Here is a 22,593-nt window from a genome sequence, read left to right as displayed (position 1 = left end):
CAGTCCAATTGTACAGAGCCATTATCGAAAGGTTGCTTTTGGCCGTTCTCTGTCGGTCACGGCCACGAAGCGTGCTGGTCAAATCCGATGCAATCTGTGGTCAGGTCGAATGCAAACAGGTGGTCAAGTGAAGTGCAATTTCGCATCTGGCGGCTCGGAACAAAAATTACAGACCGTTTAATCTGTGGGTCACGTTTTATGGGAGGGCAGGGCTACTATTTTAAGGTCACCGCTCCTTGCTTTTAGGGCTCGCAGTTCTGCCATCAGAACTTCATTAATCGAGGCGAGGTCAGCGGTTTTCAGGCGTAGCTCTTCGAGCTCTTGGCGGAGCAGTTTATTTTTCTCGCGTTCCGCTATGAGATCCTGATGCTTTACGTCACGTTGGGCGCGACTAGAACGGCCCTGAGCTTCGCGGACTGCCTCGGCCACATTCGGGTAGTGGTTATGGATCAACGCCGTTGAGACTCCGGCCTCACGAGCTACTGCGGCAATAGTGACTTTGGACTCACCTGTATGGGCTCGGCCACGTTGAATACGAGCTAACGCAAGACGCAGATCTCGTTCACGACTGTCGGATGTCTTGCGTGTTGTTTTCATTCGTCATCGATCTCCGGTTTAAATTCAAGCTGTTCCAGTACATTCCGACAGCGATCCAAATCACGCAGAACGCGCTGGCGGCCACCTTCGCCGATGTCTTTAAAATCCAACAATCCTTTTAGGTTATCGAAGAGTCCTTGGTAGACCCCAGCATGCTGGACACCAATCACAGAGCTGTCGCAGCCGCTACAGCGCGTTCTTTCCATTGTATTGCCGACGCAACCGTCATCATCAGCAGTACACCAGGAGTGGCCATTACTTCGGATCGAGGTGCTCTCGGCAATCGACTTAACCATCGAGGCATGGCTTTTGAAAATGGCGAGATTTTTAGGATCTCGGTGCCATTGCTTGATTGATCTTCCGTAACCGCCCCCTAGAGGTGACTTACCCAACCAGCCGCTAACCACACCAGACTTGATGTCCTCGAGTTCGAACTGGATATCTTCAAAAAGCTCGATATCGAGATGCTGACCCCATTCCTGATCCATGGCGTAACCTAACGTCATATCCATCGACCAATGAGCGAAGTGTTCTCGGAGGTAGCGCAGGTCGCCGAATTTGCTATGCGCAGCGTAGTTGGCAAATTTTCGGCGGAATTGGTGGCTCGCGAGATTCCAACTAAGGCCACAACTCTTTGCGAAGGCTTTCAGACACCTGTTCCAGGACGAGCCCGAGAGAGTTCTGACTAGGTTGTTTTTCGTGGAAGTTACGCCCAGAAAGAGCGCGTGCCTATGCTTTTGCGCTTCGGTGATTTGCGGGTCAGCCGGATTGACGCTGCATCGCCTCGCGATTTCGTCAGCAATCATCGCCTGGTAGGGAGCTGCCCAACGCTCCATTAGGCGCACCGCAGATACTGTGCTTTCAGGAATCATCCAATCATGGAGGCCCGCGTCGGTTTTTTCCGACGTTGAGCGAAGCCAATGGTAGACGGTGCCTTCATCGTCTTCAGTGCTGTGGTGAGCTCCGGCCATAACGTTCGCCAACTCATGGTTTCGGCAGCCGGAAGTGCTAGCTATGACAATGTAAGATGCAGTTCTGAGGCTCTGGATCGCTTGGTTGAACTCCCCAAGCCCTTCGCCCCAGCCAAGAGCAACAAGTCGACGAGTTTTCGCCTCTTGAATGCTTCTGGTTACTTGCCCATGACGCTCCGCAGAGACGCGCTCTAGATCATCGTAGATGTCGAGCAAGGCATTACCACGCCGAACCTGCTCATGGGCCTTCTCGAATAGAGCGCAAAATACATCGTCGGGTAATAATGGGGTCTTGCCGGCCTCTTCGCTCCGCGAACGGCCCCCCGACATTGCGCGCGCCGACGTATCAGGCCAAGGGTTTCTAGGTATTGGGTCGTGGGTGTATTGGCTCAGATCGTAGAGGGCTTCCACAGCCAAAAAGCGCCGTTCAAGCGCACTGGCAGATAAGGGTTTTCCCTTGCTTCGCCGTGTTTGACGGATAGCCCGGCACTCAGAGACATAATTTGCACAGATCATTGGTGTTATCGCACCGAAGTGATCGATCTTGCACGTGCTTATGTGCCGCAAAAACGGCAGGCTGTTTTCAAAAACGTTGCGCACTGTACTTGCCGATGGGCGTTTTTGTCCGGCACGGCCACGGCGTAGATACCGATACATGACGGACTTCATCACCAGAACAAATTCAATGGGGACGCGACCGAAGTCGATCTCCCGTACACCGTCTGGCACGTTGCTGGTGAACCCCTCTAACCGCCAAGTCATGTCACGGTATCGACTGAGGATGACCCAATCGCTTCCTACCCGGATGGCGCTAATGATGAGTGCTTCACGTTCGTTCACAGAGAGTTCGCGAGCATCCCCTGGCTGCAGTCCCAACTCGCCCCACTGCGGCGCGTCAGCAATATGCGCACTCACGAGAAAATCTCAAGGCTATCTAGGACATCCACTGACCAGAAGGGATGCGGACTTAGGCGAGCTTGTTCGCGGGCTGCCTCGACAGCTTCTGGTTTGAAGGCTCCTCGCCGCAGGCCTTCGGCGATAATATAGTCGTCTATCAATCTGGGAATGTGGGCGTATTGCTGACTCCAACGCCGTTTCCCCATCCGTACACGCTCCGCAAATACTCGGAAATAGAAACTGAATAGTCGGTGCAAATCCTCGCCAGTAATCGCGTAGTGCTTGCAACGTAGGCAGTTGAGAAATGAGAAGCACGCGATACCCTGGCGTTTTGGCGCGTACTGACCATTTACTGGGTCTTCGCACTGGCCCATGGGAGTTTTTTGGTATGTTGCGCCTATAGTCCGGCTGAGTAATTCCTGCACCAAGATCTCTCCCATGAAGCGCCAGTTGCGCCTTGCTTCAGTGCTCGGTGCTAGATAATTTCTGTCGGCCACCTGAGGCGTATTTCCGAGCGCGATTGACGTCGTCGTCAAATCGCCATCTAGCAATTCAAATACTCGATTGGCAAACGTTTTGCGCAGGCGTGAGATATTGATGCGAAGCGGCTTACCATCTGTGTCAATAAGCTTGTAGTCGGTTACCAGTTTTCTGGTCGCTACCTTCAGCGCCCCGTCTGTCAATTCAATAATGCTGCCAAGCCCTGGCCCTCGCTGTACGCGGTAGAGCCATACAAGATCTTTGATGCTGTCAGGCGCTTCTGGCCGTAGTGATTCACTAAGGGTCAGGACTCGGCGGATCAGGCGCTCAATATTGGTTCTGATGGTCGGAGTAGATTCAAGGAGGCGTTCGTCAGCGCTTTCTGTTCGTAGAGCAACCTTGTTTGTGGTGTGTCCACGGCGCTTCCACAAAACCAAAAATACACTGCCGTCTTTGGGATGCGCCCGCAAGCAGTCGCGCCCCATCTCTAGAAGAGGGGTGGAGTTGCGCCCTGTATGCAGTGCGATGGTCAACAGTACGTAGGCCAAAAGCTCACCACTTAGTACAGCGTCATCTTTCCATATCGGTGCAACTGCTTGCTTCAATGCTGAAGCAAACGCCTGCCGTTGGCGCTTGGGCAGTGACGTTTCCCCTTTGCTTCTACCACTACTTGGGAAGGGATTTCTTGGGAAGGTTGCGTCGTCCCCTGAGGTGATCAGAGAAATTATCCCTCTGCTACCTAGCGCGTTCAGGACGGATTTCGCAGACGTGTAGTGACTTCGCTGACTGAGGGTAGCGATGCCAAGGCCCGCGAGGTGCCCGAGAAAATCGTCGACTAAGGAGCGATTAATGTCTCCAAGCACTAGCTCACGCTCAAGCGCAGTGGCTCGCAGAGTCATAAAATTGAGAAAGTGACGTAGGCCACCTTTACAGATGCTCGCTACGGTACTCGGCTCGATTTCGCTGTCTTGCTTGGCGAGATATCGCTCAATCTGTCGCTGGCAGGCATAGGTGATTGAATCGATACCAGCCCCGTACCACGACGCGAAATCGTAGTTTCTAGAGCCGGTAGGGTTCCTCCCAAAATCGACATTCGTAGTTGTAGGTGGAAGCGCTTCAGGAAGTACGAAAACTGCACCCACTGAGTCACGACTATGTTCCACCTGGGGCACGCTGAGGTCGGTCTTAACAAAGATCTTTCGCTTACCCATTAAACTGCGTCCATGCCATCTGCAAGCTCGTCATCGTAAGCCAGTACCGCGTTGTCAGCGAGTTCATTGATCAGGTGCAGGTATATCATCGTCGTTTGGATGGAGCTGTGACCGAGTTGCCGCTGCAAGAACACGAGCGGCTCCACCTCTCGGCCATTGCGCTGAAGAGCGACCAGCGTATGAGTTGCATAGGTGTGGCGAAGCATGTGCGGATGTACTCTGAGGTTCGCTCGTTTTCCAATGTCACGGACAATGCGCTCAATGCGCTTTCCATCATCGGCGTAGGGCTCACCAAGCTGATTCAGAAACAATGGTTTGTGCTGGTTATGGGTCAGCGAAGCCCGCTCACCACGAACTTGCACTGCGTATCGATGGAGCTCCATGAGGAAACGCCGACTGATGTAAATCTCACGCGGCTTGCTCCCCTTGGTGCGCATACCGCTACCATCTTGCGGATCGAGATGAATCCTAATGTTTCGCTCAGATTTGCCGGCCTTGTCGGGATCGAAGACATAGGACAAGGGAAAAGATGCGATTTCTTCCCGCCTCAGCCCAGTATGAAGACCCAGGCGGATCATCATTCGGTGATGCAGATTCTCTGCTTCTGCCAGCAGCGCCTTAATCTCGTTCATGCTGAGAAATTTGGGCAGCACTCGGTGCTTCACGGGCATGATGTCGTTCACCAGTGCTTTTCCACCATTGGCAGCAACGTGAGCCAGAAAACCTGACTCGCCATTTATTTTCCGCTCCTCAAGTCCGAACGGCAGCTTGCTCACCCATCCCTGGCGCTGAGCAAACTCGTAGAACTTGCACACATAATGGAGCCTTTGGCGGGTGGTAGAACGTGCCAACTGACACTCTACCAAGCAGTAATCCCGGTAGCCCACGACTATGCTCTTGGCCTCACCTCGATCTACATCCTGCCAGTCGAGTTCGTGCGCCTGGAGGAAGCTGAAATAGTCGTATAAAGCACGCCCCGTGCTTGGCCAAGACTTCTTAGATCCTATGGCTCCTCGGAGGAGATAGTGGCGCATAAACTCGTTCGCGTGCACACAACTAGCCATGGTGTCCCACAGCAAGATCGGGAATCCAGGGTATGGACGACCTCCTATCACCAAGGACTCAGTGGCCCGAAGCAACTCCATCTCTTTCCTCCAACAGCGCTTAAACAAAGCGATTTCTAATATGTTGGCAGGATGATACTTTTCTCCTAACTCTTCGCAAGCCCCAGAACAACAGCTTCTACGCGAGCTGCGAGCGCGTCTTCAGGCCCGACCTGGCAAAGACACCCATCGTTGTGCTGTCCAACAACGACGGCTGTGTAATTGCGCGCAGCTACGACGCCAAGCCTTTTGTGAAAATGGGCCAGCCGTACTTCCAGATCAAAGACCATCTACGCCGGCATGGGATCGTGGCCTTCAGCAGTAATTACGCTTTATACGGCGACATGAGCGAACGCGTCATGGCGATCATCGAATCGCTGGTGCCTGCGCTTGAGGTCTACAGCATTGACGAGGCGTTTGCCGATCTGACCGGCGTCCCAGGCGATCTGTCTGCATTCGGACGGCACATGCGATCCACGCTTCTAAAACACACTGGCATTCCTGTCGGTGTAGGCATCGCACGCACCAAGACGCTGGCGAAGCTCGCCAACCATACCGCCAAAAGGCTGCTGGACATCACCGGTGGTGTGGTGGATCTGTGCGATCCTTTCAAACGGGACTGGACGCTGCGCAACACGGATGTCGGCGAGGTCTGGGGCATCGGCAAGCGCATGAAGGCCCACTTGGAAACGATGGGCATCAAGACCGCCATGGATTTGGCGAAAGCCGATCCGTGGATGCTTCGGCAGAAATTCAGTGTGGTCATCGAGAAAACCGCTCGGGAGCTTGCCGGTACCTCCTGTCTGGAACTGGGCGAAGCTGACCCACCCAAGCAAGAGATTTGCTGTAGCCGGATGTTCGGCACCCGGCTCACGCAGATCGAGCCGATCAAGGAGGCCGTTGCCACCTACACCCAACGCGCGGCGGAGAAACTCAGAGCGCAAAACTCGCTGTGCAAGAAGATCCGCGTGAGTATCAGGACAGGCATGTTCAATCCCCAAGAAGCGAAGTACGCGAACGGCGCACTGGTCGAACTCCCGTATCCAACAAACGACGTGCGACTCATGACGAAGGCTGCAACTGAAGCGGTCAATCGCCTCTTCCGTCCGGGCTACAAATACAGCAAGGCGGAGGTTTTGCTGATGGATTTACGGCAGCCTGGCGAATTCACCGATGATCTGTTCGCGCATTCCCAGCCTGTGATGGCGGACAAGGTGATGACCGTCCTAGATGAGATCAATGGCCGTTGGGGAAAGGGAGTTCTGCGCCTGGCCAGCGTGCCGGCGGCGCCAGATTGGGCTATGCGCCGGGAGTTGATGAGTCAGAGCTACACGACCAAAATGGATCAGTTGTGGACGGTCAAGGCTAGGTAGCGCTCCGGCCTAAGCGGACGCTACTTTACAAAGTCAGATTATCGCGACGGAGTGATAGCGGCCAATGCTCTCACCCGCGATTCATCGAAGTGCGCATTCAGCCGAACGTTTCGAAGTAGAAAAATACGCCGTCTTGCAGATCAGGCCCGATGTGGTCATGAAACTGGATGTTTGCCGAGTTGGCATAGTACGAGGGCCATCTCTGCGCCTGGCTTAGCACCGGCCAAACCTCTGCTGCACGCAAACCCGCGACGATGACTTCGTTAGAGACAAAGTTACGCGATTCCAGAAATAAGGACGATGCTCTCCACCTAGCTCAATCTAAGGAGAATTTTGTTGCGGTACGTCGGCGAGATAAACCTACATCAACTGCCATGCTTGGCGCCAATCGAAAAAATGCAGATACTGCCAATAAGCCAGCCGAACTTCATGGAGCGCCTGATGGCACGGAAGCAAAAAAGCAGCCTAGGCATGTCGAGCGCGGTGATCTTGATACTGATATTGGTCGTGGCCATCGCCGCTGCACCATCAAAGCTGCGGCTCACAGTCGCAGTTTTGGCAGGAATCGTTGCCGTCATCTGGCTAATAATGAAGTACTCCGCAGCGCCACCGAAGCGCCCTCCTCGCCTTAAAACGAATATCCTAGCCGACTCATTAGGTCAGACCACCTCCTTGTCAAATCACGAGCAAAAATCTGAAATCAGCGGTGATGTGAACAGCGGAGACCGCGCTGGCTCAGATTTCCATACGATCAGGGTGAGCTCGCCTGAGCAGCAATTCACGATTCCCAAGCCTAAAAACCTAACCCCGAAAGCGCGATGGATTGGAAAAGATGAAACCATCACCGTCGGTGGACAGGCCCTTAAGGTTGCCTTGGTGTATTTCACTGAGAGAGCAGATCGGGCGTTTGACCAAGAGCCCTCGCTGATTGACGGCCAGTTAACTGTGCACGCTGCGCATGTGGATCTCACTGAGAAGCTAACCGGGTATTGGCCGAGTTACAGCGGCATTTCTCCTGCAGCACGACGTGGGTACCTGCAATGGCTGTCAGAGGGCCGCTGTGCACCCAGTGTGGATATAGGATATGTCTTCATCTTTTTTTACGGTCTCGAGCGTCGGGCCATCATTGATTCAATTACAGATGAGGCCGCGCGCTCGGAACTCCCCACCATCGCAGCGGAGATTGAGCGTCTTAAAACCCTCTACGGGGACAATTCATCGTTTCGAAACTACGCGTCGAATCTGCTCAACCACATACAACTCATGGATGTGGAACCGCAGATGTACTTGAATGCACCGCCTCGATTTGAGTCGAATGGCTTTGAATTGCCGATTGCGCTACGACTGGCATTAGGCCAAATGGCTTTGGATAAACATCCGCTGAATGCGGCGTGGGCAATGGCATGGGTACAGTCAGACCCTAACATCAGCCGCCGCACTGCTGTGAGCAGATGCGCGGATCAGTTTGCGCAGCTGTTCGTGGCCCGGTATTCAGCCCTTTATCCGAAGGGCCTTGTGCTTACCCAAAATAAGACTCTGCGCAAAATCGCCTATCGCTCCGCCTCTTCGCGCTTGAGCGCTCCCGAAATTGCGTTGGGTGATATACCGGATGTTTCCGCTACTTCGGCAACGCGTAACAAGCTGCAGGCTATGGTGGATGAATGCACTATAGTCCTCGACCCATACAGCAGATACCTAGGTCGTAACCCAGAAGGAGCCTCAAATTTGGAGGGTATTCTGCAACTGCCGGTGGCCCTATGGCCGGCAGCGGCGAAGGATGCAATCGCTGAACTGCAACTCCAAGCCGGGGATGAGCAGTTGGTGATGAGTTTTGGGGATCTGGCAGGTCGCTTTGGATCTTCAGGAGCTCTGCCTCGTGGAACAATTGTAGCCTTGGCAAGAGCCCTCGAGTCTTTGAATATCGGCTTTGAGCCAGATGTACTATCGGGTAGCCGTACTCCCAAAAATTCCGACACGATCGTATTGTTCGCGACGAGTGACGATGATGGAAGCCTAAGGACATCTTCGGACTATCACGCTGCAGCGGTAACACTGGATTTGGCAAGCGCGGTTGCGGCCGTAGATGGTGAAAGCTCAGGCGATGAGATGACCCAGCTAGGGCGGCATATCGATTCCTGGAGTCATCTTCGCGTATCTCATCAGAAACGGCTCAAAGCCCACCTGCAAATCCAAATTCTTCAGCCGCCTACACTGGCGAGCCTAAAGAAAAAGTTAAGCCCTCTGAGTGCCGACGCCAAACGCACCATAGCTGGGTTCCTAGCTCATCTCGCTCAAGCTGACGGAAACGTTTCGCCTCAGGAAGTCCGGCTGCTGGAGCGCGTTTATAAAACACTTGAGCTGGATACGCAGCTGCTTTACGGGGACTTACACGGCGCGGCCATCACCCCTTCTAGGAATTCTTCCGCTGCGTCCGCACTTGGTGCCGAGCCTAGTGCCAAACAGGCCGGTGGTACGTCAAGCATTACTGACGCCTCCCAAGGCTTCAATTTGGACATGGACAAAATTGCGCAGCTCCAACGCGAGACGGCAGCGGTTTCAGCATTGTTGGCGGAGGTATTCAATGATGAATCTCCAGAACCGCCTATCGTGAAAGTCAGTATCAGGGATCAGCCAACTGATCATACGGCGACTGTGCATGGGCTCGACACAGAACACTCAGCGTTTCTACGAATGATCGTGTCACGCCGAGAATGGAGCCGCCAAGAGCTGGAAGATGTTGCCACTGATATGGAACTCATGCTGGACGGTGCTCTCGAGCACATCAACGACATGGCGTTTGAACGGTTCGACATGCCAGTCTCCGAGGGGGATGACCCCATCGAGATCAACCCAGATATCCTGGAAGAATTAGCCTTATGAGCACGATACGCCCCAAAGATCGCGATGCGGTCATCCAGTCATTGCGAGCCGGTGTAGTTCCTCGTGCGGGCCAACATCTTATTCAGGTGGGTCGAGCGAAAGAGCTAGACGCTCTTCTGAAAGACATAGATCGACTAGCTGACGGCGGCTCCGCTTTTAGGGTCGTTGTAGGCGAATATGGTGCGGGGAAAACCTTTTTTCTCAACCTTGTCAGAGGCATTGCGATGGAGCGAAAGCTGGTCACAATGCACGCCGATTTGAATCCCGACCGTAGGCTTCATGCATCCGGAGGACAAGCACGCTCCCTGTATGCCGAGCTCGCTAAAAACATGTCCACCCGGACGAAACCGGACGGTGGCGCGCTGCAGGGTATTGTTGAGAAATTCATTTCCCAAGCCAAATCTGAAGCCAAAACGCGAGGTGTCGAGAGCGAAATCGTCATTCGCGAATTTCTGGCCGAACTCACTGAGATGGTAAACGGCTACGATTTCGCCGACGTAATTGCCAAATACTGCCAAGGGTTTGAACAAGGCGACGAGCAGCTGAAGGCAGATGCCATTCGATGGCTGCGAGGAGAATTCACTACTAGAACAGATGCTCGTGCGGCGCTTGGTGTCCGAACAATCATTGATGACGCATCGGTCTACGATCAGTTGAAGTTGCTGTCGCGGTTCGTCCGGCTTGCAGGGTTTGGCGGCCTCATGATTTGTCTGGACGAGCTTGTCAACCTGTACAAGCTAGCGAACACCCAGGCACGCAACGCCAACTACGAGCAGATCTTGCGGATTTTAAATGATTCCTTACAAGGCTCCACTGAGGGTCTAGGCTTCGTCCTCGGCGGTACGCCAGAGTTTTTGATGGACACGCGTCGCGGGCTTTACAGCTACCCCGCCTTGCAGTCACGGCTTGCTGAAAACACGTTTGCCAAATCTGGATTGATCGACCTGTCCGGGCCCGTAATCCGCCTGAGCAGCCTGACTCCGGAAGACTTCTACGTACTGCTTCAAAAGCTGCGTAACGTTTATGCCTACGGCGACCCGGACAAGTATTTGATGCCAGATGAGGCAATTCCTGCATTCATGTCGCACTGCAATCAACGATTGGGGGAAGCCTACTTCCGGACGCCTCGTACGACTATTACGGCGTTCATCAACTTGCTCGCCGTACTGGAGCAGAACCCCGGCGCGGACTGGCGTGCATTGGTAGGCGCTGTTCAGATTGCTCAAGACGATGGCGCCATGCAGGATTTAAGCATCGAGGCAGACGATGAGCTCACCAGTTTCAAACTCTGAATCCTCGTCTTTCGAGCGCCTGCATCCAGCCGTCCAACAATGGGTTTGGGCCCAAGGATGGACAGCATTGCGGGACGCCCAGGAATGGGCGATTTCAGCGCTAGTCGAAGCTGACCGGGACGTGATCATCGCCGCCTCAACTGCTGCGGGTAAAACTGAGGCCGCGTTCTTGCCCATCCTCACAAACCTGATGAATCACCCCGACCCTGCAGGTGCTGTCCTCTATATCAGCCCACTGAAGGCACTCATCAACGATCAGTGGGACAGACTGAGTCGACTGTGTGAGCAACTGGATCTCCCTGTTGTGGCATGGCACGGTGATGTGTCAGCAAGCAAAAAACACAAGTTCCTCAAGTCTCCCAAAGGCGTTCTGCTGATCACACCTGAGTCTCTGGAAGCATTATTCGTAAACAGGGGCTCTAGTTTGGCCGGGCTGTTCCAGAACCTGCGTTACATCGTGGTCGACGAGCTACATGCTTTCATTGGTAGCGAGCGTGGTAAGCAGCTCCAGTCATTGATGCAGCGTGTAGAGCTTGTCGCCGGAAAGGCTCTACCGAGAGTCGGGTTGTCCGCCACGCTGGGAGATATGTCGCTAGCAAGTGAGTTTCTTCGGCCCGGGCATCCTCAGCGGGTACAGGTAATTGAATCAAAATCATCCGGCCAGAATCTTCAAGTGCAAGTGCGCGGCTACGTGATGCCGCCAATGCAAAAGCTGCTCCTCGTTGAAGCACCGAAAGCTGAGCCTGATCAGAATCAAGATGAAGAGGAGGAGGAGGAAGACGAATCGGGCTCCAGACATGCCATCGCCGCCCATATGTACAAGGTGCTGCGTGGCAGTAACAATTTGGTCTTCCCGAACAGCCGGCAGGAGGTGGAGTGGTACGCAGACCGCCTACGTCGCCTGTGTGAAATCAGCGGTATGCCGAACGAATTCCTGCCTCATCACGGTAGTCTTTCGAAAGATCTTCGCGAAGACACGGAGCGCGCGCTCAAAGCAGGCACACCGCCAGCAACCGCCGTGTGCACCACCACTCTGGAGCTTGGGATAGACATCGGCAACATCAAGACGGTCGTCCAGATAGGCTCTCCGCCATCAGTCGCAAGCCTGCGCCAACGTCTAGGTCGGTCAGGTCGCCGGAACGATGAACCCGCTACGCTACGGGCGTACTGTCAGGAACGTGAGCTTACAGATCAATCGTTGCTATCAGACCTACTTCGCCAGAACCTCGTCCAAACCATCGCGATGATCAGGCTGCTGATTGGCAACTGGTTTGAGCCGCCTAGGGCAGAGGGATTGCATGCCTCGACATTGGTACAACAAATTCTGTCAGTAATCGCACAGCAAGGAGGAGCCAGCGCGGCGCAGCTATGGGGTAGTCTGGTTGAAAGCGGGACATTTAAAAGCATTTCCAAGCCTGACTTCTTTGCTCTACTGAAGGGACTCGGCGAGAAGAAACTGATCGTGCAGGACAGCTCAGGTTACCTACTACCAGGAGAAGTCGGCGAACGACTGATCAACCATTACGAGTTCTATAGCGCCTTCACCAGCGATGAAGAATTCAGGCTTATCCGCGAGGGCAAGCCGCTTGGGTCAATACCTGTCAGTCGGCCTCTAATGAAGGGGCAGCGGATTATCTTTGGTGGCCGGCGTTGGCGCGTACTGGATGTAGATATCGAAAAAAAGGTGATCGTCGTAACCGCCGCTCGAGGCGGTCAGCCACCCCAATTCGACGGGCTTGGTGCGACGGTACATGACCATGTAAGAGAGGAGATGAGGGCCGTACTGACTGAAATAACGCCCTGCCCCTTCATCGATAGCAAAGCGCAGGAGCTGTTGAGCGAAGCCCGTAAATCCTTCAGATCTCTCGGGCTAGCACATGAATTCACCTACGGCTCTGACTCGAAAACTCATTTGTTGACTTGGCGTGGCGACCAAACCAACGACGCTCTAGTGCTCATGTTCAACTATGTAGGACTGTCTTGCGAGAGCTCGGGCCTTGCATTGTCGCTCGGCGGCTCACAAAAAAGTGTCGCTGACGCCCTCGCAAGAGTTGCGGAACTGGATCCCGACGATATTGAGGCGTTACTGGATGGAGTCGAGAATCTAATCAAGGAGAAGTGGGACTGGGCACTGCCCCGCTCCCTGCTCATGAAATCCTATGCGTCATCTCAGTTGAATTTCAAAGGTGCGGTAGAGTTTGCAAGGTTGTTTACTACTCGATGGCTGCACGGAGGAAACGCTTTCGAAAGCACTACCGTCCATTAGCGCTGAATTTACGTAGCCGAGGTCGTGTCCGCGCGTCAATCCATATTCCTGGCGTGAAGGGAGCCGTGACTTTAGGGCCAGAGTGTTGAGGCTGGAGAAGAATGGCTACGGTAGAAATTTCGTCGGCGGAGATATAGGCCTCGTGAGCGCATCCGTAGGCAACGAGCAGTAGCACCGGCTCCCTTATTGACCCACTGGCGAGCCATCAGTAGCATGCTGACCAAGCGAGTACCTGAATCGCGCGGTCGGCACGCAAGGACTTTGTCACAGGTGATGCACCCTCCATACCACGCATTCGACAGTCGTCATTCGCGGGCAGCCAACACCGCTAACGACCGGAGTTTGCGATGATCCTTCCCGTTTTCCCTGTTGATCTTGAACGTCACGCAGGCCTGAAGAAAGCCGCTCGCGTTCTCTTCAAAACCTGGCCCGGCTTGAAGCCCATCAGTCACTCTCAAGCACTAACTGTTATCGCCAAAGGTCTTGGCTATAAAAGCTTCCATCACGCCAAAGAATTATCCTCGTCTTGGCCCGACGCCCGGCCAGGCATGGAGATCACCGAAGTCGAGTGGAACATCTCGGAGGCAATAACTGCTGAACTCCAAGCGCCAGGAAACCCTAAAGTGGCCATCAACCTAGGCAATCTTCTGGCGTACATTCAGACGCTCCCTTTGCACCATCTGAGGATCTTCAAGATCTACCCAGAGTTATTGGATGGCCGGAATTCATTCCCGCTCCTTCCACATGATGCACGGTCACCATTTGGAAAATTTCAACACAGCCCGATTTTCCCCCTCGAGGACGGATGGCAGATCTTCGACAACGATTAGAGTGATCAGCCGGCGACCCTGAGGGCATGACATTCACAGTGTCTGAGGAATGCTCAGCCCTTTTAGAGAGGCGGCTCATAAACGCAGCGCACTTGAAAGCTAGGTAGAAGCCAAGCTCCAAACCGGCCAAGTAGACGTCACAGCATCATACGTTTCCCGCCTATGCGTTTTCAGAGCAGTAGCATTTACGGCGATGGTGTCCACGTATTTTTCTGGTGGAAAACAGCGTCCGGATTGCTGGGATCGCCTAGCTGCTTTTTTGGCAAGCGGAGCGCGCAGGCCTAAGGCCGGAGGCGTGAGGATGGACGCCCGAAGGGTCGAGACTCGGTTCACGACAGCCATCCCGCAGGGCACGCCACTAAATGCTGGTATTAGACGACAGAGACACCCTGATTCCCGGGCGAAGGGGCCTACAAAACGTGCCCTAATGGTCACACTTTTCGGCTTTGATATCGATCTCACCCATCGCTCCGAGATAGATCCTACGACATGGCAACTCTGCAATGAGCCCTCGCTCAATGAGCATTGCGGGAATGTCCTCAAGTAGGTCATCCACTTCTAACCTCGTCATGCCCGCACGAGCCCTCTCCGAAACAAACGCATCAATATCGAAACCATGGACGGCAATAAATGGCCCCTCACGGTTGTACGACTCAAAGATCCCTGAGGCCAAAGTAATAACGTCGCCCTTCTTGACGATCATGACCTGCCCTCAGGATCAGGTTGGACAGGGAAATGTATCGTCGATAGCCCGACGAAAATCACTGCAGAAGCCGAGGTGTTGGGTGGAGCGTTCGGGAGAGGCGTAAGAACTCACGTAAGCTTGAACGACCATTGCCCCGCTGAAACGTGGCCAGCACATAGCGCGAATTCTCGGTCGTCATCACCCAGAAGCGCCCTTCGCGCTCGACTTTCAACACATCAGAAGTCCTGATCAGATGACCATCACCAAACCGACCATATTGGTCTTTACGCTTGTGGCCGAAGACCACACCGATGCCTGCACGAGCCTTAATTGAAACTCCACACAGATAGGCCGTTACCGGTAAATCGAAGCCCTGCGCCTCAGCCTTGATAATTCGTGTGAGATCGAAATCAGTATGGCGTTTCCCATGAAAATTGACGTCTAACGTGTCGAGCATGATTGCGCTCCAGTTGCAGTTCGTAGGGCGTTATCAAGAATTGCGCACGCAACCAGACGCGCTGGTATCGTGCGCAAATCTTGGTAATTTCAGACTGATCGAATCATGTTCGAGAGGAAGATCGGGCGAAGGTCTGTCAGCGAATCGATTTGAAAGCCTGGACGATGCGAGTTGTGGTAGACAGCCCCTCCCTCAACCTCTATCAGGCAAACCTCAAAATCACTGTCGTAGCCGAGAGTTACTTTTGTTACGCGCTCCATATCCCATCCAACCCTTCTGTTCATCCAAGCCGGAGTCATAACCTGGACGTCGACTAGCTCTTGTTCATCGCTCTGGGTCACGAGCATGTTCTGCAACCTGTGCTCACCCTCAATCATGTGAGTAAGTTCAGTGCTTCGCCCCTGTTCGCTCACACGGACGGTGAGGTGGTACCAGTGAGTTCTGAGAATCCGTGACACGCTATGCCAATGCGCAAGGCCTTCACCAAAGATCCCCGGGACGCCGATAAGATCTGAGTCTTGTGTTCTGAACATGGGATAACCTTTGCTTTGCAGAGCTCATATAAAACGGAAATTAGAAGAAGGAAAAAATGGACTTGAGACTCGCAGTTTGCTCATGCCCCGACCCCATCAAAACGTAAATCGTATTCTTGGTCTCGAACATGACGCCGTCGTCGAAAGCAGTACACATGCTAGAACGCACCCAATCGCCAGGTTGAAAGCGAGCTCGCGAGTCCACTACCACCTTGTGGGCAAACATTATGAGCGGTAGGTGATCAGCGGCATGAACACGCATGAGCTCTGCAGGCGTGAGATCGGCTCGAAAGATTGTCCACTCCTCCACCAGGCAATAAGCCTTGGGTGGCACACGCAGAGCTAGCGTTGCAACGATCTCTTCCACTGAAGCTGAAGAGCCCTGTCGGAGATCACTGTCTTCCAGAAGAAGGTCACTATGGACTGGGCCGGTCAAGCTAACGCTCCATCATGGTTATGCATCAATTGACAGTGACGAGGTCGGCATCGCGGTGCGGCAAGCCGGAAAATCAGCAAAATCAACACACGAATCACTATATATATTTGTATGTTGATTGGCAAACGCGGCATACCGTCTCTTTTTGAAGAGTCGCCAAGATGTCACTGCGCCGCCCTTACGCAGCCGTACTCCAATTACTACGCACATCCAAAGGGTTGCACCAGTACGCGATCGCCAGCGAGGTTGCCCAGTCGTTTGTCAGCAACCTTGAGGCTTCGAAAACCACAGCCACCGTGGACTCCACGAAAGCCCTAGCTGACGCCCTACAGGTGAATGCTGCAACTTTCTTCGGATTAGTCATCGCAGCCAGTCAACACCAGACTCCTCGCGAGGTGATGCTTTCAGCCATCGCTGAAATGGAAGCACTAGGATTGGCGGATACCGTTCTTCCTGCAGAACCTCAGAAGCTCGAAGCGCCAGTTGTGGCAGAAGCTCGGGAGAGGAAGGATCAGGTTCAGCGATTGAAAGCTCAGGGCTACAGTCGTGCCCAGACAGCGCGGGAGCTTGGCTGTTCTTGGACGACCGTTGACCGGCTGTGGGTGGCCAATGATCCTGCTAACGACACTTGAGCTTACAAGCACCTATTCGGACATAGCGACATTCGACAGCCGGAAAAACCGAAATCATGGCCTGAGTTGTCAAAACGAAATCCAGTGCGACGGTATAAGCTCCATCAGTAAGCTCGGCGCGGGCGCCGGTGACGTGACAAAACAATGGAGTGTGGAAGTAGATGAGTGCGTACGAGCTAATCAAAGACTTGGAAAAAAAGCTTACACTTTATAAGGATCACCATGCAGTAACGTCGCAAGTGCGGCCAAACCGAATACATGAATTGTTAGCGGACTTAATCTGCAGAGCGACTATCTACCCTCGGCTGTTAACACGAAAGGTAGTCAAAGGGTTGATCGAGGACAGGCAACCTTGGCCAGCCGTTGATAGTGGCAATTACTGCCTAGCTTATCCCGTCAGCATCAAAGATCTAGAGGAGGTTAGGATGATCAGTTTCCCACATAACAATCTGTGTGTTCAGCGTACCGTCACAACGTCACCGGAAATGCCCGCAAAACTGCGCAACCAACTACACGCTCACGACCTTCTTTACGATGTGTCTTATCGCGGCGGAGAACTGGAAGCTCCTCATTTAAGGATTTCTAAAAGCAAAATAACCCGCGACCAGCTTGTACTGCTGCAGCCACACCTAACCTTGACGGAAGATCACGTAACGCTTTCAATCAGCGATGATGATATCTTCGGCGTTGGCACCTTCGTATGGAAGAGGCTACGTACCGAAATTACGGAGATTAAAGAAGCCTTTGAAGAGTACACGACTAGGATGCGCATGGCGGCTGACCGGCCGTACGTCTTCGAAATTGACTTCGACAATCACGTAGATTTAGACGAATTTCTTGAGTGCGCGCTCAACTACATAATTACCGATGAAAGCCTGCGTGCAGATTGGGAAGGCTGCGCTGCCGAAATTGCGATCGACTACAACCGCGTTGAATCGTTGACACAGATACAAACAGCCAGTGCCACCACTGAAATCGTGTATAACGACTCACTAAACTTAAGTCCGCTAGCTGACGTGATAAATAACTTGGTGCGCAAGCCAAAGAATACTTTACTCGAAAAAATCACGTGGTTCGAGGAAGGCCATCGAGGATGGCTTTCATGATCGGGATCGCGTATCCGACAGTCTAGTTTGGCTGATTATAAAGCACGAGAGAAACATCTACTCGCGCCATTCTAGTTTTCCTCTCACCAAAAAATTGATTGATATTTCCTCTACTTCCCCAAAACTAATAAATCTTTTGTTCACCCATGTACATGACGCTGCGTACCTGTGCTTCCTACTTTCTCATAGGCCAACAAATCATATAGGGTTAATTGGCCTGTACAAAAATATTTCCAGAGTCGGGCGTCCTATCTCCGATAAAGTTGCATACGAACGCATATGGCAAGATTTAGTGTGGAGTCAAGGACTTGAAATCTATTGCCTGGCTTACGAGGATCATTTCGAGTACACAGACATACATTCTGCGATTGATTCGATCTGCGAAATGGTCGCATGGTTCGCCGATCACGAGATCACCCGAAGTTCTCGCACACAAGTAATCGCAGACACCCGCCTGTCAAGTCTACGAAACGCTATCACCTCGATAAGCTACCTAGCACCGCATGGCGATAAGCATAATTTAATTGAAAACCATCTCCCGCTTCTAGCGGTTATTATCGAGCAACGCGCCACATTGAACCGAAAGGCGTTTGAGCCTATTCCTCTAGGAGAGTGGATCATAGCATTCTGGGCAATTGAACTAACCCAGACCAATCCAAACTTAGAAAGCAATGAGGCTTGGCGGCCGCGAAAACTGAGTGCAACACCTGACCTTTCCGGTACGGTGCTGCCCCTATGTCCTATTCCGAACTCAGCGTCGAAGAGCGCGCCATCATTCAACTCAGTCAAGCTCAAGGCTTCAGCCTGCGCGGCATTGCTCGCCTGATTGACAGGTCGCCCTCGACCATCAGCCGAGAGCTGAAGCGCAATCGAGGCAGTAGTGGTGCTTACTCGGCCCGCTGCGCCCAGCAACAGATGAACATTCGGCGCCAGGTTTGTCGCCCCAAGCGCAAGCTTGTGCCGGGCAGCGAGCGCTTCGAACTGGTGGCCCACATGCTGCGTAAGCGTTTGTCTCCCGAGCAGATTGCCGGCAAGCTGCGCAGCATGACCATACCCAACCTCAGAGATGCCTACGTCTGTCGTGAGACGATCTATAACGCGATCTATGCCTTGCCGGTCGGCGAGTTGCGCAAGGAGCTGATCGTCTGCCTGCGCCAAGGCAAGACGACGCGCCGGCCGCGCTCTGGTGGCGTGGATCGGCGCGGCCAGATCCCTGAGATGGTCAGCATTCATGTTCGCCCGCCAGAGATCGAAGACCGGCTGATGCCGGGGCATTGGGAGGGCGACCTGATCAAGGGTAAGGCCAACGCCTCGTCGGTAGGCACGTTGGTGGAGCGCACCAGTGGCTACCTGATGCTGATGAAGATGAACGACGCAACGGCGACCTCGGCGATGGAGGGCTTCAGTGCAGCGCTCAACAGCATGCCGCTGGCGATGCGCAAGAGCATGACCTACGACCAGGGCCGGGAGATGGCGCGGCATGCTGAAATCACCCAGCAGACAGGGGTCGCTATTTACTTCTGCGACCCGCACAGCCCCTGGCAGCGCGGTAGCAACGAAAACATCAACGGCCTGATCCGCCAGTACCTGCCCAAGGGGACTGACTTGTCGGTACACAGTCAAGAGCAATTGAATGCCATCGCCTTGGAGCTGAATATGCGCCCCCGTAAACGCTTCGATTTCAAGTGCCCGATCGAAGTCATGGGCGAGGTGATGCAGGAAGCCATGGCTATGCGGCATCATGCTCCAGCTTCAAATCAATAACCGTGTTGCACTCAGCTTCTGCAACCGCCCTTTGAAAAAACTCTGCGAGGTACTCATTTCAAGCTATTTGAATACCCTAAAAGAGAGACTTGATGGTCGATGGTATGGTGGAGATGACCCATTAGCGGTTGACGAACTACCTTGGGGCCAACTCCATGAATGCTTGACAAAAGGGCAACGAGCCAAGTGGATATTCGCCCTAGAAACTTGCGATGATCGAGAAAAAAACCTATCGGCGGAAAGATCGAGCAACCTGAACTCAGCAGTGAGACTACATCTGCGGGTTCTACTTCAGCTCTTCACCGTAGCCCGAGACAGTCAAACAAGAAATGACATTAGCTCAGAACTCATCTCTCTCACAAGACGGTTTGGTTTCGCACATGACCATTATTCTGGCGCTTTAAACTACTCCAATGACAACTCTGATTACAGCCCCATTCGTCTTTGGCCGACATTTTGCGAAGCCGTAAACGAGTTTAACGATGATCAATTTTATGATCTTCTTACCGTACTTGCCCCTGCAATTACTCCTTTGAGCGCACTATTCACGCTTTTGGAGAAAACAATCCCAGAGCAGCGAAAGGAGCAGATTGAATCCATCATCAAGGGTCGGGATATAGAGCAAGATTCACCGAACTGGATTCCAGAAATCTTTGAGATTGTTCTCAAGGCTGCCAACAACGGTCATATTGACATTGCCAAACACTTCCTAAATTCCATTAGAAACTCCGCACATAAAACACATAAAAACAAGATTGAAGAATTAACCGACAAAGTAGAACTGAAAAGTATATTTGACAACGCAGAGCCCGACATCAAGGAAAAGCGCGAACTAATCCGTAACTTCAAGACAGCAAACGACTCCAAGGAGGTCGTAAGATCAGTCAATGAATTTAAAAACTATCTCATTGCAAGTCTCAACATAACGATCGATAGCGATACATCTATTAGACAGTTTGCTCAGCTGGTCAAAGCCGCACCAACCCTACAACATGCCACAGGCCTTATCAAGAGCGCCTTATCTGCCCCAGCCTCCCCTGAGTCTTCCAAACAGCTTAGAGGGCATTTCAAGACATGGGCGTCTATTTTCAAGACGTCTGGCCCTGATTTAAAAAAGTCCGAACTTCCAGATGAAGAATTACGCAGCATACTTCAGCTTTGCTTGAAAACCAGGCACCTCAATGAATTCGGCGAGTTCTGGGGCATGGCTACAACCCGACAGCGAAATAGCTATCAGTTCGCTGCCGAACGCGCCGAGTATTTATCGAGATCGGGTCGCCGGCATGAGGCACTCAGTTACATTCAAACTCTTCGTTCAGATGAGACCGTGCTCCCACCTTTTGCGATAGACGAATTATCGATCATCGAATCGAGCCTCCTGTCTCAACAGACTAATTACTTGCCTCAGCTCACTTCTTCCCAAGGCCCTACGATCAATTCAGTACAAACTGACCTTAGAACTAGCTGGCTGAGAATTCGCGCCCTGAACGCTAACGACCAAAGCCAGATATTGATGGAGCCTAATAATTCGATTGACACCTATCTCCTTCAGATAATAGAGCAGGTAGGAAATGAGCTCTTGCTACGAAATGGAAATCTACTTCGGAAGAAAGCTGATGCCGGATCTTCCGTAATACCGCTGGATGATGAAGACATGATCAATGACTGGCTAGTATCGTTGATTAAGCAACGTATGAACTTTGTTGGATGGACAGTTCATGATCAATCACGGATGGGCTGGTCAGCTTCAGGCCAGCAAGTTGGTGAAACTGACGGATGGATTCAGGACGGCAATGGAAATCTTGTGTCCGTGATTGAGGCTTTTCGATTAGGCGATAAGATTGATCGAACCGTAATCAAGAAGCACCTAGATAAGGTATGCGGATATAACTCTACGGGTACTAGCCCCATATTTATCGTGATTTATACAGCTTCTGACGACTTCCCTAAACTTTGTTCCGAATATGAAAAGTACGTTAGAAATCTGGAGTACAAAGGTTTTGAAATAGGCCGACCTCGAAACCTCCGTCGTAAAATTATGCATATGCCAAAGGCAACAGCTTGGTATTACGAGGAAATACGCTACGTCAATGACACCGCTATAAATGTGTACCACCAATTACTTAACTTGAAGCCGCCATCACAAGCGATATGATTTGCCGAGAGCAGATTTGGCAGGACGCTGCATCTGCTATAGAGATCCGCCAAGCTAAAGCGTAATCAGTTAAGTTCTATTTCCCTTCTCGTAGATCGCCCGCCTTATGCAGGCGCCAGGGGCACTGTGAAGCGCTGTGACAGTGAAAAGCTGTGTATAGCTAGTCTGCCTATGCGCCAGCGATCACGTGGATCAGAGCGCGCCTAGCAACGTTACTGGTGGTTTTACATCCGGCGATCTCCTTCTCATCTCTAAGAACACACTGCGTCACCCGTTCCTGACGAGCGCGGGATGCCAGGACGTATCTCCCTAGATCTGGAGTTCTAAAGCTAATGTAAACAACGAAAAGCCCGGTTCTGCTGGCTTTCAGGCCACCGTCGCCCCTTCAAAGGAGCGACGGAATACTTAAAAGCGGTCGAAGGCCGCTTCTCTGTTTACATTTGGACGGAAAATGCGTCAAATTGACGTTGGTTTACAATCTGACAACGCGTAGGCTATAAAGAGTCTGCGGGTGAGAGTATTTTCAGCGAGAGCCCATTGAAAACGGGCCTGACGTGATCTAAGCCGACAATATGATGGTTCAGCCCACCTGTTTACATCGGCAGGCCTTAAAAAACAAGTTGTTGGTAAAACGGTCGCAAATCACCACGGCACCCCGTGCCAGGGCTGGGCGAATCACTTCGGCCAGGTGCTGGGCACGGGCCGCAAACACCAGCAAGAGCTCGGTATCCGGATTCATCTGCTCTTCACCCGGGGCCAGCAATACCTCGCGGATGCGCTCGGCCAGCGGTGTACCGCCGGGCTCGCGGGTCAACACCACCTCGATACCCTCGGCGCGCAAGCGTTCGGCCAGGTAATCGCGGTTGGTGCTTTTGCCGGCGCCTTCGGGGCCTTCCAGGGTAATAAACAAGCCAGTCACAGGCAG

At 52.8% G+C, this 22,593-nt stretch carries 17 protein-coding genes and 1 pseudogene; 9 read left to right on the top strand and 9 right to left on the bottom strand.

The window, feature by feature from the left end; translation table 11 throughout:
* Positions 1-189: 189 nt before the first annotated feature.
* Genes ACLH0J_RS11495 through ACLH0J_RS11480 form a run of 4 tightly spaced genes read right to left on the bottom strand, consistent with a single transcriptional unit; the run spans position 190 to position 5,190 of the window.
* The gene (locus ACLH0J_RS11495; RefSeq protein WP_056791201.1) at positions 190-597 is read right to left on the bottom strand and encodes a TetR family transcriptional regulator; all 408 of its coding nucleotides are present in this window, start codon (positions 595-597) and stop codon (positions 190-192) included.
* Positions 594-2,483 (bottom strand): hypothetical protein, encoded by a 1,890-nt coding sequence (locus ACLH0J_RS11490; RefSeq protein WP_056791204.1) that lies wholly within the window; start codon positions 2,481-2,483, stop codon positions 594-596. Before ACLH0J_RS11490 ends, ACLH0J_RS11495 begins: the two co-directional genes overlap by 4 nt.
* The gene (locus ACLH0J_RS11485; RefSeq protein WP_056791207.1) at positions 2,480-4,156 is read right to left on the bottom strand and encodes a hypothetical protein; all 1,677 of its coding nucleotides are present in this window, start codon (positions 4,154-4,156) and stop codon (positions 2,480-2,482) included. Before ACLH0J_RS11485 ends, ACLH0J_RS11490 begins: the two co-directional genes overlap by 4 nt.
* Positions 4,156-5,190: a tyrosine-type recombinase/integrase gene (locus ACLH0J_RS11480; RefSeq protein ID WP_411392065.1), complete on the bottom strand. Its 1,035-nt coding sequence runs from the start codon at positions 5,188-5,190 to the stop codon at positions 4,156-4,158. Before ACLH0J_RS11480 ends, ACLH0J_RS11485 begins: the two co-directional genes overlap by 1 nt.
* 149 nt (positions 5,191-5,339) lie before the next feature.
* On the opposite strand from ACLH0J_RS11480, the gene umuC reads away from it, so the two are divergent.
* From umuC to ACLH0J_RS11455, 5 genes are all read left to right on the top strand, one after another.
* Complete coding sequence (umuC, locus tag ACLH0J_RS11475) at positions 5,340-6,632, top strand: translesion error-prone DNA polymerase V subunit UmuC (protein ID WP_411392810.1); 1,293 nt, start codon at positions 5,340-5,342, stop codon at positions 6,630-6,632.
* A 441-nt stretch (positions 6,633-7,073) separates the two neighbouring features.
* A complete protein-coding gene (locus ACLH0J_RS11470) occupies positions 7,074-9,512 on the top strand; it encodes a TerB N-terminal domain-containing protein (RefSeq protein WP_411392809.1) in 2,439 nt (812 codons plus the stop codon).
* Entirely contained in the window at positions 9,509-10,804 is a 1,296-nt protein-coding gene (locus tag ACLH0J_RS11465) for an ATP-binding protein (protein WP_169898541.1), read from the top strand. Before ACLH0J_RS11470 ends, ACLH0J_RS11465 begins: the two co-directional genes overlap by 4 nt.
* The gene (locus tag ACLH0J_RS11460; protein ID WP_169898543.1) at positions 10,779-13,070 is read left to right on the top strand and encodes a DEAD/DEAH box helicase; all 2,292 of its coding nucleotides are present in this window, start codon (positions 10,779-10,781) and stop codon (positions 13,068-13,070) included. The genes ACLH0J_RS11465 and ACLH0J_RS11460 overlap by 26 nt, the downstream gene beginning before the upstream one ends.
* 347 nt (positions 13,071-13,417) lie before the next feature.
* The gene (locus ACLH0J_RS11455) at positions 13,418-13,900 is read left to right on the top strand and encodes a hypothetical protein (RefSeq protein ID WP_124528233.1); all 483 of its coding nucleotides are present in this window, start codon (positions 13,418-13,420) and stop codon (positions 13,898-13,900) included.
* Positions 13,901-14,324: 424 nt separating this feature from the next.
* Here ACLH0J_RS11455 and ACLH0J_RS11450 read toward each other — a convergent pair whose 3' ends face one another.
* From ACLH0J_RS11450 to ACLH0J_RS11435, 4 genes are all read right to left on the bottom strand, one after another.
* On the bottom strand, positions 14,325-14,603 hold the full coding sequence (locus tag ACLH0J_RS11450; RefSeq protein WP_169898545.1) for a hypothetical protein: 279 nt from the start codon (positions 14,601-14,603) through the stop codon (positions 14,325-14,327).
* A gap of 58 nt (positions 14,604-14,661) precedes the next feature.
* The gene (locus ACLH0J_RS11445) at positions 14,662-15,042 is read right to left on the bottom strand and encodes a hypothetical protein (RefSeq protein ID WP_053479755.1); all 381 of its coding nucleotides are present in this window, start codon (positions 15,040-15,042) and stop codon (positions 14,662-14,664) included.
* 89 nt (positions 15,043-15,131) lie between these two features.
* A complete protein-coding gene (locus tag ACLH0J_RS11440) occupies positions 15,132-15,575 on the bottom strand; it encodes a hypothetical protein (RefSeq protein ID WP_124528232.1) in 444 nt (147 codons plus the stop codon).
* 40 nt (positions 15,576-15,615) lie between these two features.
* Positions 15,616-16,011 (bottom strand): DUF6957 family protein, encoded by a 396-nt coding sequence (locus ACLH0J_RS11435; protein WP_124528231.1) that lies wholly within the window; start codon positions 16,009-16,011, stop codon positions 15,616-15,618.
* Positions 16,012-16,172: 161 nt separating this feature from the next.
* On the opposite strand from ACLH0J_RS11435, the gene ACLH0J_RS11430 reads away from it, so the two are divergent.
* The 4 genes from ACLH0J_RS11430 (at position 16,173) to ACLH0J_RS11415 (ending at position 21,668) form a co-directional block, all read left to right on the top strand.
* Positions 16,173-16,643 (top strand): helix-turn-helix domain-containing protein, encoded by a 471-nt coding sequence (locus tag ACLH0J_RS11430; protein WP_124528230.1) that lies wholly within the window; start codon positions 16,173-16,175, stop codon positions 16,641-16,643.
* A 425-nt stretch (positions 16,644-17,068) separates the two neighbouring features.
* A complete protein-coding gene (locus tag ACLH0J_RS11425; RefSeq protein WP_411392064.1) occupies positions 17,069-17,749 on the top strand; it encodes a hypothetical protein in 681 nt (226 codons plus the stop codon).
* Positions 17,750-18,484: 735 nt separating this feature from the next.
* Entirely contained in the window at positions 18,485-19,513 is a 1,029-nt protein-coding gene (locus ACLH0J_RS11420) for an IS30 family transposase (RefSeq protein WP_019818564.1), read from the top strand.
* The gene (locus ACLH0J_RS11415) at positions 19,491-21,668 is read left to right on the top strand and encodes a hypothetical protein (protein WP_411392063.1); all 2,178 of its coding nucleotides are present in this window, start codon (positions 19,491-19,493) and stop codon (positions 21,666-21,668) included. Before ACLH0J_RS11420 ends, ACLH0J_RS11415 begins: the two co-directional genes overlap by 23 nt.
* 622 nt (positions 21,669-22,290) lie before the next feature.
* On the opposite strand, the pseudogene tmk reads toward ACLH0J_RS11415, so the two are convergent.
* A pseudogene (gene tmk / locus ACLH0J_RS11410) lies at positions 22,291-22,587 on the bottom strand (dTMP kinase); the annotation flags it as partial.
* Between the last annotated feature and the right edge of the window lie 6 nt (positions 22,588-22,593).

This window comes from Pseudomonas sp. MPB23, from assembly GCF_046605395.1.
GTDB lineage: Bacteria > Pseudomonadota > Gammaproteobacteria > Pseudomonadales > Pseudomonadaceae > Aquipseudomonas.
Note: the sequence above shows the minus strand (reverse complement) of the source record. Positions and strands in the feature narration are given on the sequence as shown.